General features: G+C 76.0%; 17 protein-coding genes. 6 read left to right on the top strand and 11 right to left on the bottom strand.

What is annotated here, in order from left to right; translation table 11 throughout:
* Positions 1 to 19: 19 nt before the first annotated feature.
* From BUB17_RS01565 to BUB17_RS01530, 8 genes are all read right to left on the bottom strand, one after another.
* The gene (locus BUB17_RS01565; protein ID WP_072912021.1) at positions 20 to 847 is read right to left on the bottom strand and encodes a ComEA family DNA-binding protein; all 828 of its coding nucleotides are present in this window, start codon (positions 845 to 847) and stop codon (positions 20 to 22) included.
* Positions 848 to 984: 137 nt separating this feature from the next.
* The gene (locus BUB17_RS01560; RefSeq protein ID WP_072912018.1) at positions 985 to 1,875 is read right to left on the bottom strand and encodes a DegV family protein; all 891 of its coding nucleotides are present in this window, start codon (positions 1,873 to 1,875) and stop codon (positions 985 to 987) included.
* A gap of 50 nt (positions 1,876 to 1,925) precedes the next feature.
* Positions 1,926 to 2,657, bottom strand: coding sequence for a histidine phosphatase family protein (locus tag BUB17_RS01555; protein ID WP_072912016.1), 732 nt, complete (start codon positions 2,655 to 2,657; stop codon positions 1,926 to 1,928).
* The gene (gene rsfS / locus BUB17_RS01550; RefSeq protein ID WP_072912014.1) at positions 2,654 to 3,232 is read right to left on the bottom strand and encodes a ribosome silencing factor; all 579 of its coding nucleotides are present in this window, start codon (positions 3,230 to 3,232) and stop codon (positions 2,654 to 2,656) included. Before rsfS ends, BUB17_RS01555 begins: the two co-directional genes overlap by 4 nt.
* Entirely contained in the window at positions 3,229 to 3,969 is a 741-nt protein-coding gene (gene nadD / locus BUB17_RS01545; protein ID WP_244276815.1) for a nicotinate-nucleotide adenylyltransferase, read from the bottom strand. The genes rsfS and nadD overlap by 4 nt, the downstream gene beginning before the upstream one ends.
* Before the next feature lie 246 nt (positions 3,970 to 4,215).
* Positions 4,216 to 5,646: a vWA domain-containing protein gene (locus BUB17_RS01540; protein ID WP_175561240.1), complete on the bottom strand. Its 1,431-nt coding sequence runs from the start codon at positions 5,644 to 5,646 to the stop codon at positions 4,216 to 4,218.
* The gene (locus tag BUB17_RS01535) at positions 5,646 to 6,533 is read right to left on the bottom strand and encodes an AAA family ATPase (protein WP_072912009.1); all 888 of its coding nucleotides are present in this window, start codon (positions 6,531 to 6,533) and stop codon (positions 5,646 to 5,648) included. The genes BUB17_RS01540 and BUB17_RS01535 overlap by 1 nt, the downstream gene beginning before the upstream one ends.
* 30 nt (positions 6,534 to 6,563) lie before the next feature.
* Positions 6,564 to 7,820, bottom strand: a complete 1,257-nt coding sequence (locus BUB17_RS01530) for a glutamate-5-semialdehyde dehydrogenase (RefSeq protein ID WP_208983284.1) — start codon at positions 7,818 to 7,820, stop codon at positions 6,564 to 6,566.
* 74 nt (positions 7,821 to 7,894) lie between these two features.
* Here BUB17_RS01530 and BUB17_RS01525 point away from each other — a divergent pair, with 74 nt between their 5' ends.
* From BUB17_RS01525 to BUB17_RS01510, 4 genes are read left to right on the top strand one after another with little or no spacing between them, the layout of a single operon-like run.
* Positions 7,895 to 8,884 carry a metal ABC transporter substrate-binding protein gene (locus tag BUB17_RS01525; RefSeq protein WP_072912006.1) on the top strand — a complete coding sequence of 330 codons (990 nt, stop codon included), beginning with the start codon at positions 7,895 to 7,897 and terminating at the stop codon, positions 8,882 to 8,884.
* On the top strand, positions 8,881 to 9,666 hold the full coding sequence (locus BUB17_RS01520) for a metal ABC transporter ATP-binding protein (RefSeq protein ID WP_072912003.1): 786 nt from the start codon (positions 8,881 to 8,883) through the stop codon (positions 9,664 to 9,666). Before BUB17_RS01525 ends, BUB17_RS01520 begins: the two co-directional genes overlap by 4 nt.
* A 1-nt stretch (position 9,667) precedes the next feature.
* Positions 9,668 to 10,690, top strand: coding sequence for a metal ABC transporter permease (locus tag BUB17_RS01515; protein WP_072912000.1), 1,023 nt, complete (start codon positions 9,668 to 9,670; stop codon positions 10,688 to 10,690).
* Positions 10,687 to 11,079 carry a Fur family transcriptional regulator gene (locus BUB17_RS01510; protein ID WP_072911997.1) on the top strand — a complete coding sequence of 131 codons (393 nt, stop codon included), beginning with the start codon at positions 10,687 to 10,689 and terminating at the stop codon, positions 11,077 to 11,079. Before BUB17_RS01515 ends, BUB17_RS01510 begins: the two co-directional genes overlap by 4 nt.
* A gap of 9 nt (positions 11,080 to 11,088) precedes the next feature.
* Here BUB17_RS01510 and BUB17_RS01505 read toward each other — a convergent pair whose 3' ends face one another.
* From BUB17_RS01505 to BUB17_RS01495, 3 genes are all read right to left on the bottom strand, one after another.
* Positions 11,089 to 11,481: a type II toxin-antitoxin system VapC family toxin gene (locus BUB17_RS01505; RefSeq protein WP_072911994.1), complete on the bottom strand. Its 393-nt coding sequence runs from the start codon at positions 11,479 to 11,481 to the stop codon at positions 11,089 to 11,091.
* Entirely contained in the window at positions 11,478 to 11,699 is a 222-nt protein-coding gene (locus tag BUB17_RS01500; RefSeq protein WP_072911991.1) for a type II toxin-antitoxin system Phd/YefM family antitoxin, read from the bottom strand. Before BUB17_RS01500 ends, BUB17_RS01505 begins: the two co-directional genes overlap by 4 nt.
* An 82-nt stretch (positions 11,700 to 11,781) precedes the next feature.
* Positions 11,782 to 12,228: a MarR family winged helix-turn-helix transcriptional regulator gene (locus BUB17_RS01495; protein ID WP_083605891.1), complete on the bottom strand. Its 447-nt coding sequence runs from the start codon at positions 12,226 to 12,228 to the stop codon at positions 11,782 to 11,784.
* Between the two features lie 70 nt (positions 12,229 to 12,298).
* On the opposite strand from BUB17_RS01495, the gene BUB17_RS01490 reads away from it, so the two are divergent.
* Together BUB17_RS01490 and BUB17_RS26500 are read left to right on the top strand one after the other, a co-directional pair.
* Positions 12,299 to 12,952: a maleylpyruvate isomerase family mycothiol-dependent enzyme gene (locus BUB17_RS01490; RefSeq protein ID WP_072911987.1), complete on the top strand. Its 654-nt coding sequence runs from the start codon at positions 12,299 to 12,301 to the stop codon at positions 12,950 to 12,952.
* A complete protein-coding gene (locus BUB17_RS26500) occupies positions 12,949 to 13,254 on the top strand; it encodes a hypothetical protein (RefSeq protein ID WP_072911983.1) in 306 nt (101 codons plus the stop codon). Before BUB17_RS01490 ends, BUB17_RS26500 begins: the two co-directional genes overlap by 4 nt.
* Positions 13,255 to 13,266 lie beyond the last annotated feature (12 nt).

Genomic DNA, 13,266 nt, shown 5'->3' with positions numbered 1-13,266 from the left:
CAGCGCTCCGGCGCCGACCTCACACGGTCACCAGCTCGGCCAGCTCGGCGTAGGTGGCCGGGCCGATGCCGGGGACGTCGTCGAGCTGCTCCACGCTGCGGAAGGGCCCGTTGCGCTCGCGGTGCTCCACGATCCGCTGGGCGAGGACCGGCCCGATCCCCGGCAGCGCGTCGAGGTCGGCAGCGGTGGCCGCATTGAGGTCCACCGGGCCGGTACCGGACGGAGCGTCCGTTCTGCCGACGGTGCCGCCGGCCGGCGCCGCGCCGGGGACGCCGACCGCCACCTGCTGGCCGTCGGAGACGACGGCGGCGAGGTTGACCGAGGCGAGGTCGGCGTCGGGCAGCAGCCCGCCCGCGGCCGTCACCGCGTCGGCGATCCGCGCCCCCTCGGGCAGGGTGACCAGCCCGGGCCGGGCCACCGACCCCACCACCGAGACGACGACCGTGGCCGCGGAGTCCGTCGCGACCCCCACCGGCGGCGCCGCGGCCGGGCCCTCCGCGGCCGGGGACGCGGCGGGTGCGGGTTCGGCCGGCGCGGGCTCCACCTGCGGGCGGCCGGACCACGTGCTCCCGACCACCAGGAGCGCGGCGAGCAGGCCGACGACCCACAGCGACCACACGGCGCGGCGCCCGGGGGCCACCCGGACGGCGCTGTCGGGGGCACGGTGCCGCCCGAGGCCGGCGGGCAGCCCGTCGTCCGCCGCCGCGACCGGGCCCTCCTCCTCCCCTTCGGCGTCGAGCGCCTCCTCGTCGGGCACCCAGCCCGGTGGACGGCGCTCGTCCAGCAGGACCCGCAGCCGTTGCCGGATCAGGTCGGCGTCATCGCTGCGGCGGGAGGAGAGGCGCACCGGCGCGACGCTAGGGAGCGACGCCTCCGATCGGCCGGGCCGACGACGAACTGTGGACGGGCCTGGCCGCTGTGGATCCCGACGAGCCCGGAGCCGGCCCAGGCGGGCACGCTGCGCCGGTGCTCAGCCCCTGCCGGCTACCGGTCCTCTGCCTGCTGCGGTTGGTCCTGCGCGGGTGCCGTCGCGGCCGGGGCCACGACGAGGCCCACGGCGCCCGGCCCGACGTGGGCGCCGATCGCCGCGCCGAGCTCGCTGACGTAGAGCTCGCGCAGACCGGGCACCCGCTCCTTGAGGTCGGCGGCCAGCCGCTCGGCCCGCTCCGGGGCGGCCAGGTGGTGCACGGCCACCATGACCGGCTGCCCGGCCGCGGCCTCCACCGCCCGCTGGACCAGGCGGACGAGGGCCCGGGCCGTCGTGCGCACCTTCTCCAGCGGCACCACCCGGCCGTCGGCGACGTGCAGGACCGGCTTGACCGAGAGCGCGGTGCCGATCATCGAGGCGGCGTGCCCGATGCGGCCGCCCCGGCGCAGGTGCTCCAGGGTGTCCACGACGAACAGCGTGCGGGTGGCGGCGGCGGTGTCCCGGGCGGCCGCCGCCACGGTCGCCGTGTCCTCCCCGCGCGCTGCCGCCCGGGCCGCGGCGAGCACGGCGAACCCGTTGCCCATCGCCGCGGAGCGCGAGTCGACGACCGTCACGATGTGCTCGCCGACCTGGGTGGCAGCCAGCCGGGCGGCGTCCACCGTGCCGGAGAGCTCCGCGGACAGGTGCACCGAGACGATGTGGTCGGCCCCGGCGTCCAGCCGCCGGCGGTAGGCGGCGACGAAGTCGCCGGGGGTCGGCCGAGAGGTCGAGACCCGCTGCCCGCGGGTGCCGAGCGCCCGGGCGACGTCCGCCGGCCCGATGTCGGCCCCCTCGCGGCCGGAGTGCCCGGCCAGGACCACGTAGAGCGGGACCACCTCGACGGCGTACTGCTCGAGCAGCCGGGCGGGCAGGTACGCCGAGGAGTCGGTGACCACGGCGACGGGCATCCGGCGAGGCTAGCCCGCGCCCTCCCGCGGCCGAGCGGCCACGGCGGGGATCACAGTGCGTCGGCGTCCTGCGCGGGGCCCGGCGCGCCCTCCTCGGGGCTGGCGCCGGCGTCCGGGCGACGCGCGCCCGGCTGCGGCGGAGGAACCGGGCCGTCGGGCAGCTCGGGTGCGGAGGTGTTGTGCCGCAGCAGCCGCCACCGGCCGCTCTGCTCGGCCAGCTCGCTCCACGCACAGTTCGCGAGGGGGCCGAAGACGCGGCGGTGCTCGGGGCCCAGTCCGAGCAGGGCCTCGATCAGGCGTGCGGAGGTGCCACCGTGGGTGACGACGACGGCCGCCGGCGCCTCGGGGAGGTCGCGCAGCGCGGCCAGCGCCCGCGCGGGTACGTCGGCGGAGTCCTCCCCACCGCGTCCGGTGATGGGCCGGCCGGCCAGCCAGTCGGCGTACTGCTCGGGATGGCGCTCGGCGACCTCGTGCCGGGTCAGCCCCTCCCACGAACCCATGTCGACCTCGCGCAGGCGGGGGTCCAGCCGCAGCGGCACACCGAGCACGTCGGTGAGCGCGACCGCGGTCTCGGCGGCCCGCCCGAGGTCGCTGGAGACCACGAGGGTGCCCTCGGGCAGCGGTGCGGCCAGGTGTGGGGCGGCCCGCCGCGCCTGGCGGCGGCCCACCTCGTCCAGCGGCGGGTCCAGCTGGCCCTGGAACCGCCCCGCGGCGTTCCACTCGGTGCGCCCGTGCCGCCAGAGGACCAGCCGCGGGACCGGCAGCGCCGGGACGTCGCTCACCTGCCGGTCGTCTCCGGCGCGGAGGGGCCGTCCTCCTCCAGCGGAGCACCGTCCGCCGGGGCACGGCCCACCGGGAAGTCGTCCGCGGGCTCGGGCCTCAAGGGCGTCGGGTCGGCGCTGGCTGGGTCGACGTCGTCGGCCGACAGCGTCGCGCTGCTCGCGTACGAAGCCCCGTCGGGCTGCGCCTCCCCTGGCTGCGTCTCGCCGGACGGTGCCGCGCTGTCGACGAAGGGGATCGTCGGGCAGTCCTTCCAGAGCCGCTCCAGCGCGTAGTACGCGCGCTCCTCGGCGTGCTGCACGTGGACGACGACGTCGACGAAGTCCAGGAGCACCCAGCGCGCCTCGGCCACGCCCTCCCGGCGCACCGGCTTGACGCCGTGCCGGCGGAGGCGCTCCTCCACCTCGTCGACGATGGCCTGCACCTGGCGCTCGTTGGGCGCCGAGGCGAGCACGAAGGCGTCGGTGATGGCCAGCCGCTCGCTGACGTCGACGATCGCGACGTTGGTAGCCAGCTTGTCCGCGGCGGCCTGGGCGGCCAGCAGTGCGGTCTCCCGCGCCTCGGTCGAGGCGGTCATCGGGGTACCTCCTGGAGATCGGTGGTCGGTGGTTCGGGAGGCTGGCCCTCGGCCCGGGGAGTCGTCGCCGGCGGGCGGTCGTAGGTCGGGCGGTCGCCGGACGGCCCGGCACGGGGGACGTCCTCGCGGGCGAGGCCGCGGGCCGTGTCCGGCGTGCGGTATAGCCCGCGCTTCTCGATGTACTGCACGACGCCGTCGGGCACCAGGTACCAGACCGGCATCCCCCGGCCGACGCGAGCGCGGCAGTCGCTGGAGCTGATCGCCAGCGCCGGCACCTCGACCAGGCTGACCGTCCCCTCCGGCAGGTGGGAGGCCCCCAGGTCGAAGCCGGGTCGGGTGACGCCGATGAAGTGCGCCAGGGCGAAGCAGGCGTCGCTGTCCCGCCAGCTGAGGATCTGTGCGAGCGCGTCCGCGCCGGTGATGAAGAACAGCTCGTCGTCGGGCCGCTGCCGCTTCAGGTCGCCGAGCGTGTCGATGGTGTAGGTGGGGCCGCCGCGGTCGACGTCCACCCGGCTCACGGAGAACCGGGGGTTGGAGGCGGTGGCGATGACGGTCATGAGGTAGCGGTCCTCGGCCGGCGCCACCTCGCGGTCGCCCTTCTGCCACGGCTGGCCGGTGGGCACGAAGACCACCTCGTCCAGACCGAACAGGACCGCCACCTCGCTCGCCGCCACGAGGTGCCCGTGGTGGACGGGGTCGAACGTCCCGCCCATCACCCCGACCCGCCGACCTGCCACCGAACGAGACTATCCGGGCGGTCCGGGACCGGCCCGCGAGGACCGGCCCCGGACAGCGGGCGCGGAGCCTCCCCGCCAGGGACTCCAGCCGGGGACCAGCGCGGGCCCGGCACGACCGCCTCCCCCGAGCTGCCGGTCGCGGCCGGCAGCGGCCCCCGCGGACGGGGGACCACCGGGCGCCGCGACACCCGGCACCCACCGCGTCGGACGACCGTCGTCCGCCGCGGGTACGCGACGGCAGGCCGCTCAGAGCGTGGTGACGAAGTCCGCGAGCTGGGCGGCGTTGCGGCACTCGACCATGTCGACGACCTCGCCGTAGCGGTCCGCGGCGGAGTCGCCGCTGCCCCACAGCCGCCGGGGCTCGGGGTTGAGCCAGTGCGCCGTGCGCGAGCGGCGGACGAGGTCGGCCAGCACCGGCAGCCCCGGCGAACGGAAGTTGGTGCGCCCGTCGCCGAGCACGAGCAGCGACGTCTTCGGACCGACCGCCGAGGCCCAGCGGTCGGCGAACACCTCGAACGCCGTTCCGTAGTCGCTGTGCCCGTCGAACGCGACGACGTCGGCCTCCCGGCCGATCCGGGCGACCGCGTCGGCGACGTCCGCGCCGGGGCGGAAGAAGCGGGTCACCTCGTCGGTGGAGTCGACGAAGGCGAACGCCCGGACGCCGGAGAAGTGCTCGCGCAGCGCCTGGGTCAGCATCAGCGTGAAGTGGCTGAAGCCGGCCACCGAGCCGCTGACGTCGCACAGCACGACCAGTTCCGGCTTGTGCACCTTCCGCGGCCGGTGGTGGGTCACCACCGGCACGCCGCCGGTGCCCAGCGACGCCCGGACGGTCTTGCGGAAGTCCAGCCGGCCCTCCCGGCCCAGCTGTCGTCGCGCCGAGAGCCGCACGGCCAGCCGCCGGGCCAGCGGGGCCACCGTCCGGCGCAGTTCGGCGAGGTCCGCGGCCTGGGCGCGCAGGAAGTCGACCTGGTCGGCCAGCGGGCGGACGGCGTTCTTCGCGACCTTGTCCCGGCCGCGCTCGGCCGCCGTCCGCCGCCGGACCTCGGCCTCCACCGCGGCCCGGAAGGCGGCCAGCCGCTCGCGCACCGTCTGGCGGGCCACCTGCTCGGCCAGCCCGCCGCGCCCGGCGTTCCCGAGCAGGCCGGCCAGCAGCTGGGCGACCAGGGTGTCCGGCGAGAGCGCCCGCATCACCCGGTAGCTGAAGAAGGACTGCCCCGAGGGCGACGGCGCCGTCCGGCCCAGCTGGTCGACCGCCTCGCGCGCGAAGCGGCGCAGCGCCTCCTCGTCGCCGTCGAGCAGCAGCCGGCCCAGCTCCTCGCGCATGAGCTGCGCCAGGTCGGTGCCGTCGGGCAGGTCGAAGGTGGACTCGCCGGGCTCCCCCGGCTCGCCGTCGTCCGGATCCACGGCCGAGGGGAGCGCCGGCCGGTCGGACAGCGGCCACCACAGGTCGAACAGCACGTCGTAGGCGGGCCGCTGCGCCGCCCGCTGCAGCAGCACCGCTGCGAGGCCGTGCCGCAGCTGCTCGCGGTCGAGGAGGTCGACCACGGTGAGGATCTCGGCGGCGTCCACGGCCTGGCTGATGCCGACCGGGATGCCGGCGTCGCGGACTGCGCGGACGAAGCCGTCGAGGTGCCCGGCGAGCCCGCCGGACCCAGCAGCCGGACCCGGAACCGACATCAGTTGAGCCGCAGCTCGGCCGCGGCCCGCTCCTGGTCGCTGGCGTGCTTGAGCACCACGCCCAGCGTCGAGCGGACCGCCGGCTCGTCGAGGGTGTCCAGCCCCAGCTCGAGCAGCGTCTGCGCCCAGTCGAGGGTCTCGGAGATCGACGGGGACTTCTTGAGCTCCAGCGCGCGCAACGCCCGGACGGTGCGCACCAGCTGCTCGGCCAGACCCGGGGCGAGGTCGGGCACCCGCGACAGCACGATCTCCCGCTCCCGCGCGGCCGACGGGTAGTCCAGCGCCAGGTACAGGCAGCGCCGCTTGAGCGCCTCGGACAGCTCCCGCGTGGCGTTGGAGGTCAGCACCACCATCGGCCGGCGCGCCGCGGTCACCGTGCCGAGCTCGGGGATGGTGACCTGGAAGTCGCTGAGCACCTCCAGCAGCAGGCCCTCCACCTCGACGTCGGCCTTGTCGGTCTCGTCGATGAGCAGCACGGTCGGCTCGGTGCGCCGGATGGCGGTCAGCAGCGGCCGGGACAGCAGGAACTCCTCGCCGAAGATGTCGTCGTGGACGGTGTTCCAGTCCGCGCCGTCGGCGCCCTGCGACGCCTGGATGCGCAGCAGCTGCTTCTTGTAGTTCCACTCGTACAGCGCCCGCGCCTCGTCGAGGCCCTCGTAGCACTGCAGCCGGATCAGCTCCGACCCGGTGGACGCCGCCAGCGCCTTGGCCAGCTCGGTCTTGCCCGTGCCCGCCGGTCCCTCGACCAGCAACGGCTTGCCCAGCCGGTCGGCGAGGAAGACCGTGGTCGAGATCTGGGCGTCGGGCAGGTAGCCGGCCGCCGCCAGCCGCTTGCCGACGTCGGAGACCGAGGAGAACTGCGGGGACTGCGACGGCGGGCGGGGCATGCGACTCCTCGATCGGGGCCGTGACGGGCGTCAGCGGCGGGTGTGGCCGGTCCCCGTCACGACGTAGGTGGTGGACGTCAGCTCCGGCAGGCCCAGCGGACCGCGGGCGTGCAGCTTCTGGGTGGAGATGCCGATCTCGGCGCCGAAGCCGAACTCCCCGCCGTCGGTGAACCGGGTCGAGGCGTTGACCAGGACCGCGGCGGCGTCCACCCCGGCGGTGAAGTCGGCGATGGCGCGCGCGGAGTCGGCGACTATCGCCTCGGAGTGCCCGCTCCCCCACCGCTCGATGTGGTCCAGCGCGGCCGGCAGGTCGTCGACCACCCGCACCGCCATGTCCATCGACAGGTACTCTGTCGCCCAGTCCTCGTCGCCGGCGGGGAGGACGGCGCTGTGCGCGGCCTGCGCGGCGGCGTCCCCGTGCAGCGTCACGCCGGCGTCCACGAGCGCGGACAGCAGGCGCGGCAGGAACGCCACGTCGCGGTGCACCAGCAGCGTCTCGGCGGAGTTGCAGACGCTGACCCGGTGGGTCTTGGCGTTGAGCACGATGGCCTCGGCGGTCGCGGGGTCGGCCGAGGCGTCGACGTAGACGTGGCAGTTGCCCTCGCCGGTCTCGATGACCGGCACCCGCGCCTCGCGCACCACCCGCTGGATCAGCGACGCCCCGCCGCGCGGGATCACCACGTCGACGACCCCGCGGGCGTTCAGCAGCTCGCCGACCGAGGCGCGGTCGGCCGGCAGCAGCTCGACCGAGCCGGCCGGCAGCCCGGCCTTCTGCGCCGCCTCGGTGAGGACGGCGACCAGCGCGGTGTTCGTGCCGAACGCCGAGGCCGAGCCGCGCAGCAGCGCCGCGTTGCCGCTCTTGAGGCACAGGCCCGCCGCGTCGACGGTCACGTTGGGCCGGGCCTCGTAGACGATGCCGACCACGCCGAGGGGCACCCGGACCTGGCGCAGCTGCAGCCCGTTGGGCAGCGTCGACCCGCGGACGACGTCGCCGACCGGGTCGGGCAGCGCGACCAGCTCGCGCAGCGCGTCGGCCACCCCGGCGATGCGGCCGGGATCCAGCCGCAGCCGGTCGAGGACCGAGGCCGGGGTGCCGTCGGCCGCGGCCGCCTCCACGTCGGCGGCGTTGGCGGCGAGCACCTCGTCGGCGCGCTCGACCAGCGCGTCGGCCATGGCGCGCAGCGCGGCGTCCTTGGTGTCGGTGGGCAGGGTGCGCAGCACCCGGGCGGCGGCGCGGGCGCGCAGCGCCGCGGCCCCGATCAGCGGCAGGCCGGAGACGTCGGACACGCCCGCGAGCGTACGCGGGGGCGGGCGGATCTCCGGCTCCCTCGACCCACACTCCCTGTGCGAGAATGATTCTCATGAGCATCTGGACGACGCGTGCCGTGACCGCCGCGACCGCCTCGGCCGCCGCCCTCGCGCTGGCCGGGTGCGGCGGCTCCGACGACGCCGCCGCGGGCGGTGCCGGGGACGGTGCCGGGGACGGGCTCACCGTCGTCGCTGGCTTCTACCCGCTGGAGTGGGCGGCGGAGCGCGTCGGTGGCGACCGGCTGGACGTCTCCTCGCTCACCCCGCCCGGCGCGGAGGCCCACGACCTGGAACTGGCCCCGCGGGACGTCGCCGCGGTCGCCGAGGCCGACCTGCTCGTCTACCTGGACGGGTTCCAGCCGGCCCTCGACGCGGTCGCCGCCACCGAGGCCGCCGGCACCGCCTGGGACGCCGGCCAGGCCGCCGACCTCACGCTGACCGCCGAGGAGCACGCCGCCGAGGAGCACGCCGCCGAGGGCGAGACCGCCGAGGAGCACGCGGAACACGCCGGGGACGACGAGGCGCTCGACCCGCACTTCTGGCTGGACCCGATCCGGCTCGCCTCCGTCGGCGACGCCCTGGCCGAGCGGCTGGCCGAGGCCGACCCCGACGGCGCGGCGGGCTTCGAGCAGAACGCCGCCGCGCTGCGGGCCGACCTCGAGGCGCTGGACACCGAGATCCAGGACGGCCTGGCGGGCTGCGCGGTGGACACCCTGGTCACCGGCCACGACGCGTTCGGCTACCTCGCCGACCGCTACGGTCTCGAGGTGGTCGGCATCAGCGGGCTCAGCCCCTCCCAGGAGCCGGACCCCGCGCAGCTCGCGGAGATCACCGCCCTCGTCCGGGAGCGCGGGGTGACCACCGTCTACACCGAGACCCTCGTCGACCCCGCGGTCGCCGAGACCGTCGCGACCGAGGCCGGGGTGCGGACCGCCGTCCTCGACCCGATCGAGGGCCTCACCGACGAGTCGGCCGGCAGCGACTACCTCGAGGTCATGCGGGCCAACCTGGCCACGCTGCGGGAGGGCCAGTCCTGCTCATGAGCGCCATCCGGCTGCGGGGCGCCCGCATCGGCTACGGCGACGTCGCCGTCGTCCAGGGCGTCGACCTCACCGTGGCCGACGGCGAGGCGGTCGCCGTCCTGGGCTCCAACGGGTCGGGCAAGACCACGCTGGCCCGCGGACTGCTCGGCCTGGCCACGGTGCTGGGCGGTGAGGTGGAGGTCCTCGGCGCTCCGGTCGGGCGATCGCGCGAGCGCGGCCGGATCGGCTACGTGCCGCAGCGGCACACGGTGAGCGGCGCGGTCCCCGCCACGGTGCGCGAGGTGGTCGGCGTCGGCCGGCTGGCCCGGCTGGGCCCGTTCGGCCGGCTGCGCCCTGCCGACCGCGCCGCGGTGCAGGACGCCGTCGCCGCGGTCGGGCTGGCCGACCGGCTCGGCGACCCGGTCGCCTCGCTGTCCGGAGGCCAGCAGCGCCGGGTGCTGGTCGCCCGCGCACTGGCCGCCGAGCCGGAGCTGCTGGTCATGGACGAACCGACCGCCGGGGTGGACGCCGCCAGCCAGGACGCGCTGGCCGCCGTCCTGGCCGACGTGTCGGCCACCGGGACCACGCTGCTGGTCGTCACGCACGAGACCGCGGCGCTGGCCGGCGTCCTCACCCGGGCGGTCGTCGTCGACCACGGCCGGATCGGCTACGACGGGCCGCTGGCCGGGGCCGGGGCCGAGTCCGCGACCGACGGGCACCACCACCCCGAGGGCACCGGGCTGGCGCCCTCGCGCGGGTACCGCCTGGACCAGCCCCGGGTGACCACGGACGGAGGGCGCTGAGGTGGAGGTCCTCGAGTACGGCTTCATGCAGCGGGCGCTGCTGGCCTCGCTGATGGTCGGCCTGGTGGCCCCGGCGGTCGGCGTCTTCCTGGTGCAGCGCCGGCTTTCGCTGCTCGGTGACGGCCTCGGGCACGTCGCGCTCACCGGTGTCGCGGTCGGCGTCCTGACCTCCACCGCCCCGGTCGGGACGGCGTTGGTGGCCGCCGTGCTCGGCGCGGTGCTCATCGAACTGGTGCGCGCCCGCGGCCGCACCAGTGGCGACGTCGCCCTCGCCGTGCTGTTCTACGGCGGCATCGCCGGCGGCGTGGTGCTGCTGAGCCTCGCCCCGCAGGGGCAGGCCACCAACCTCGAGGCCTACCTGTTCGGCGCGATCACCACCACGACCACCGCGGACGTCGCGGTCTTCGGCGTCATCACCGTCGTCGTGCTCGGCGTCGTGTCGCTCCTCGGGCAGCGGCTGTACGCCGTGAGCGACGACGAGGAGTACGCCCGCGCGGTCGGCCTGCCGGTGCTGGCGCTCAACATCGTGCTGGCGGCCCTGGTGGCGGCGACCGTCGTGCTGTCCATGCGGGTCGTGGGGCTGCTGCTGATCAGCGCGCTGATGATCGTGCCGAGCGCGGTCGCCCAGCAGCTGGCGCGCAGCTTCCGCCAGACCGTGTACCTGGCCTGCGGGATCGGCCTGGTCACCAGCGTCGTCGGCACGACCGCCTCGTACTACACCGGCACGCCGTCCGGCGGCACCATCGTGCTGCTGGCGATCGCGCTGTTCCTGCTGGCCACGGCCGCGGTCGCGGTGCGCGAGGCGACCGCCCGCCGCCGGCACCGGCGCCGCGCCGAGGTGCACGCCGCCCACCCGCACGAGCACGGTGCCGGTTGCGGGCACCCGGCAGTGCCGCACGGTGACCACGTCGACTACGACCACGACGGCCACCTGCACGCGGTGCACCGCACCGGCACGGGGGTGCACTACGACGAGCACGGCGAGCACGCGGCGCCGTCGGCGGGGACGGGGGGACGAGCGTGACCGAGGCGCCGCGCCGGCAGACCCGGCAGCGCAGCGCAGTCCTGGCCCTGCTCGACGACCAGGACGGCTTCCGCACCGCCCAGGACCTGCACGCCCTGCTCCGCGAGCGCGGCGACGCCGTGGGCCTGGCGACGGTCTACCGAGCGCTGCAGGCCCTGGTGGACGACGGCCTGGTCGACGTGCTCCGGAACGAGGGCGAGGCCGCCTACCGGCGCTGCTCTCCGGTGCACCACCACCACCTGGTGTGCCGCTCCTGCGGCCGCACCGTCGAGGTGGCCGACCCGCCGGTCGAGCGGTGGGCCGCCCGAGTCGCCGCCGAGCACGGCTTCGCCGACGTCCAGCACCAGCTGGAGGTCTTCGGCACCTGCGCGGCCTGCGCCGCCCGCTGAGCGGGCGGGTCACCACACGGTGCGGATCGCCGGGAAACCCACGAGCGCGGCGTCACTCGTGACGACGGGAAGGGACTCCAGCACCGCCTGGGCGACGATCACCCGGTCGAACGGGTCGCGGTGGGACCACTGCAGGCTGCCGGCGGTGAGCGCGTGGTGCCCGGCGATGGCGAGCTCCTCCGCCCGCAGCCTGGCGAGGTGCTCCCGATAACCGCTCACCACCGCGGCCGCGCCCTCCAGCTTGCCCAATCGGTGCTTCGTGGCGATCTCCCAGGCGCTGGCCGCGGAGACGTACACGTTGGTCTCCGGCGCCCGTACGGTCGCGAGGGTCGCTGCGGGGATGCGTTCTGGATCCACCAGGACCCACAGCAGTGCGTGGGTGTCGAGGAGCAGCGAGGTCACTCCCAGCGGGCCAGTTCGTCGTCCGGCAGGGGCTCGGAGAACGCCTCGGGGACGGAACCCGCCACGAAGCCGACGGGGCGGGGCGCGGGCTCGTCGACCGGCACGAGACGCACCACCGGCCTGCCGCCCCGTGCGATGACGACCTCCTCGCCGCGCTCGGCGGCCGCGAGCAGCTGGGACAGCCGCGTCTTCGCCTCCTGAACGTTGATGTGCGTCATGCCCCTACCGTAAGGTGTTCGGGCCAGGTTGGCCAGGCCGACCTGGCCAGGGACGCGACACCTGCGTAGCCAGCTGGTCCGGTCAGCGGTACGGATCGGTGATCTCCCGCAGCCGCTCGAGGGCCGCGCGCAGCTGGGCAGTGGCCTCCTCCCCCAGGTGCGCCGCCCACTCGGCCTCCACCTCCGCCTCGACCCGGCGGGCCACCGCGACGACCTCGTGCCCACGCTCGGCCATCTGCACCAGCCGGGCCCGGGCGTCGGTGGGGTCGGGCACCCGGCGGACGTAGCCGGCTCGCTCCAGCTGGTCGACGAGGTGACCCGCGGTCTGCTTGGTCACCAGCGCCTGCTCGGCCAGGGCGGTGAGCCGCGTGCCCGCAGGCCCGATCCGGGCGGCGATGCGGCCCTGCGCCGGAGTGATGTCGTCGAACCCCGCGGTGGCCAGGGCCGCGATCAGCCGCGCCTCCATGGCCCGGTGCGGATAGAAGCAGAGCAGACCGAGGTTCTGCCGCTCGCCCGCTGTCTCGGCCACTCTCCCCCTTGACGGTGGTCAGGTTCTCTGACTAGATGGTTCGAGCATCGTACCAATCGGTGGAGGCACCATGGACCCCGACGACGTGTGGCGGACCATCGATGCGGAGCGCACCAGCCTCGCCGACCTCCTCGAGGACCTCTCCCCGGCGGAGTGGCGGACGGCCTCGCTCTGCGACGCCTGGCGCGTGGGGGACGTCGCCGTCCACCTCACGCAGGCGCACATGGGCCTCGGCGCCGCGCTGGTCGGCGCCGTGCGCGCGGGGGGCAGCTTCGACCGGATGATCCGCGACAGCGCCCTGCGCGCCGCTCCCCTGCCGCCCGCGGAGTGCGCGCGGCGGCTGCGGGCGATGGTCGGCTCGCGGCGCACGGCTCCGTTCATCACCCCGCTGGAACCGCTCATCGACGTCCTCGTCCACGGTCAGGACATCACCGTCCCGCTGGGCCGGACCCGGCCCGTGCCCCCGGCGGCCGCCGCGGCGGCCGCCCAGCGGGTCTGGGACACGGGCTTCCCGTTCCGGGCCCGCCGGCGGCTCCGGGGGTTCCGGCTGACCGCGACCGACGCCGACTGGGCCGTCGGGTCCGGCCTCCCGGTCGAGGGGCCGATCGCCGCGCTGCTGTTGCTGGCCACCGGGCGGGAGGCCGGGCTGGACCGGCTGTCCGGCGAGGGCGCGGCGGAGCTGTCCGCCCGCCGGCACGGCGACTCCCTGAGGAGCTCCCGGTGACCTGGGGCGTGGTCGTCGACGTCCCGGCACCGGCCGCGCTGTACGACGCCGTGCACGCCGAACTGCTCCGCCGGACCGGCGGCACGGTCGAGGGCCTGCTCGTGCACCTGGCGCGGGTCACCGACGCGGGCTTCCAGGTGGTGGAGGTGTGGGAGTCGCGGGAGGCCCACGACCGCTACGAGGCAGAGGTGGTCGGCCCGGTCACGGCCGAGGTCGCCGGGCAGTCCCCGGCGGTCCCGCTGCCGACCACGGAGTTCGCCGTCCTCGGCCTGGTCGTCCCCGGCGCCGGACTGACCGGCTGACCCCGGGTCCGG

It is taken from the genome of Geodermatophilus obscurus, assembly GCF_900143215.1.
GTDB lineage: Bacteria > Actinomycetota > Actinomycetes > Mycobacteriales > Geodermatophilaceae > Geodermatophilus > Geodermatophilus obscurus_A.
The sequence above is the reverse complement of the archived record's forward strand: the minus strand, read 5'-3'. Positions and strand labels throughout refer to the sequence as shown.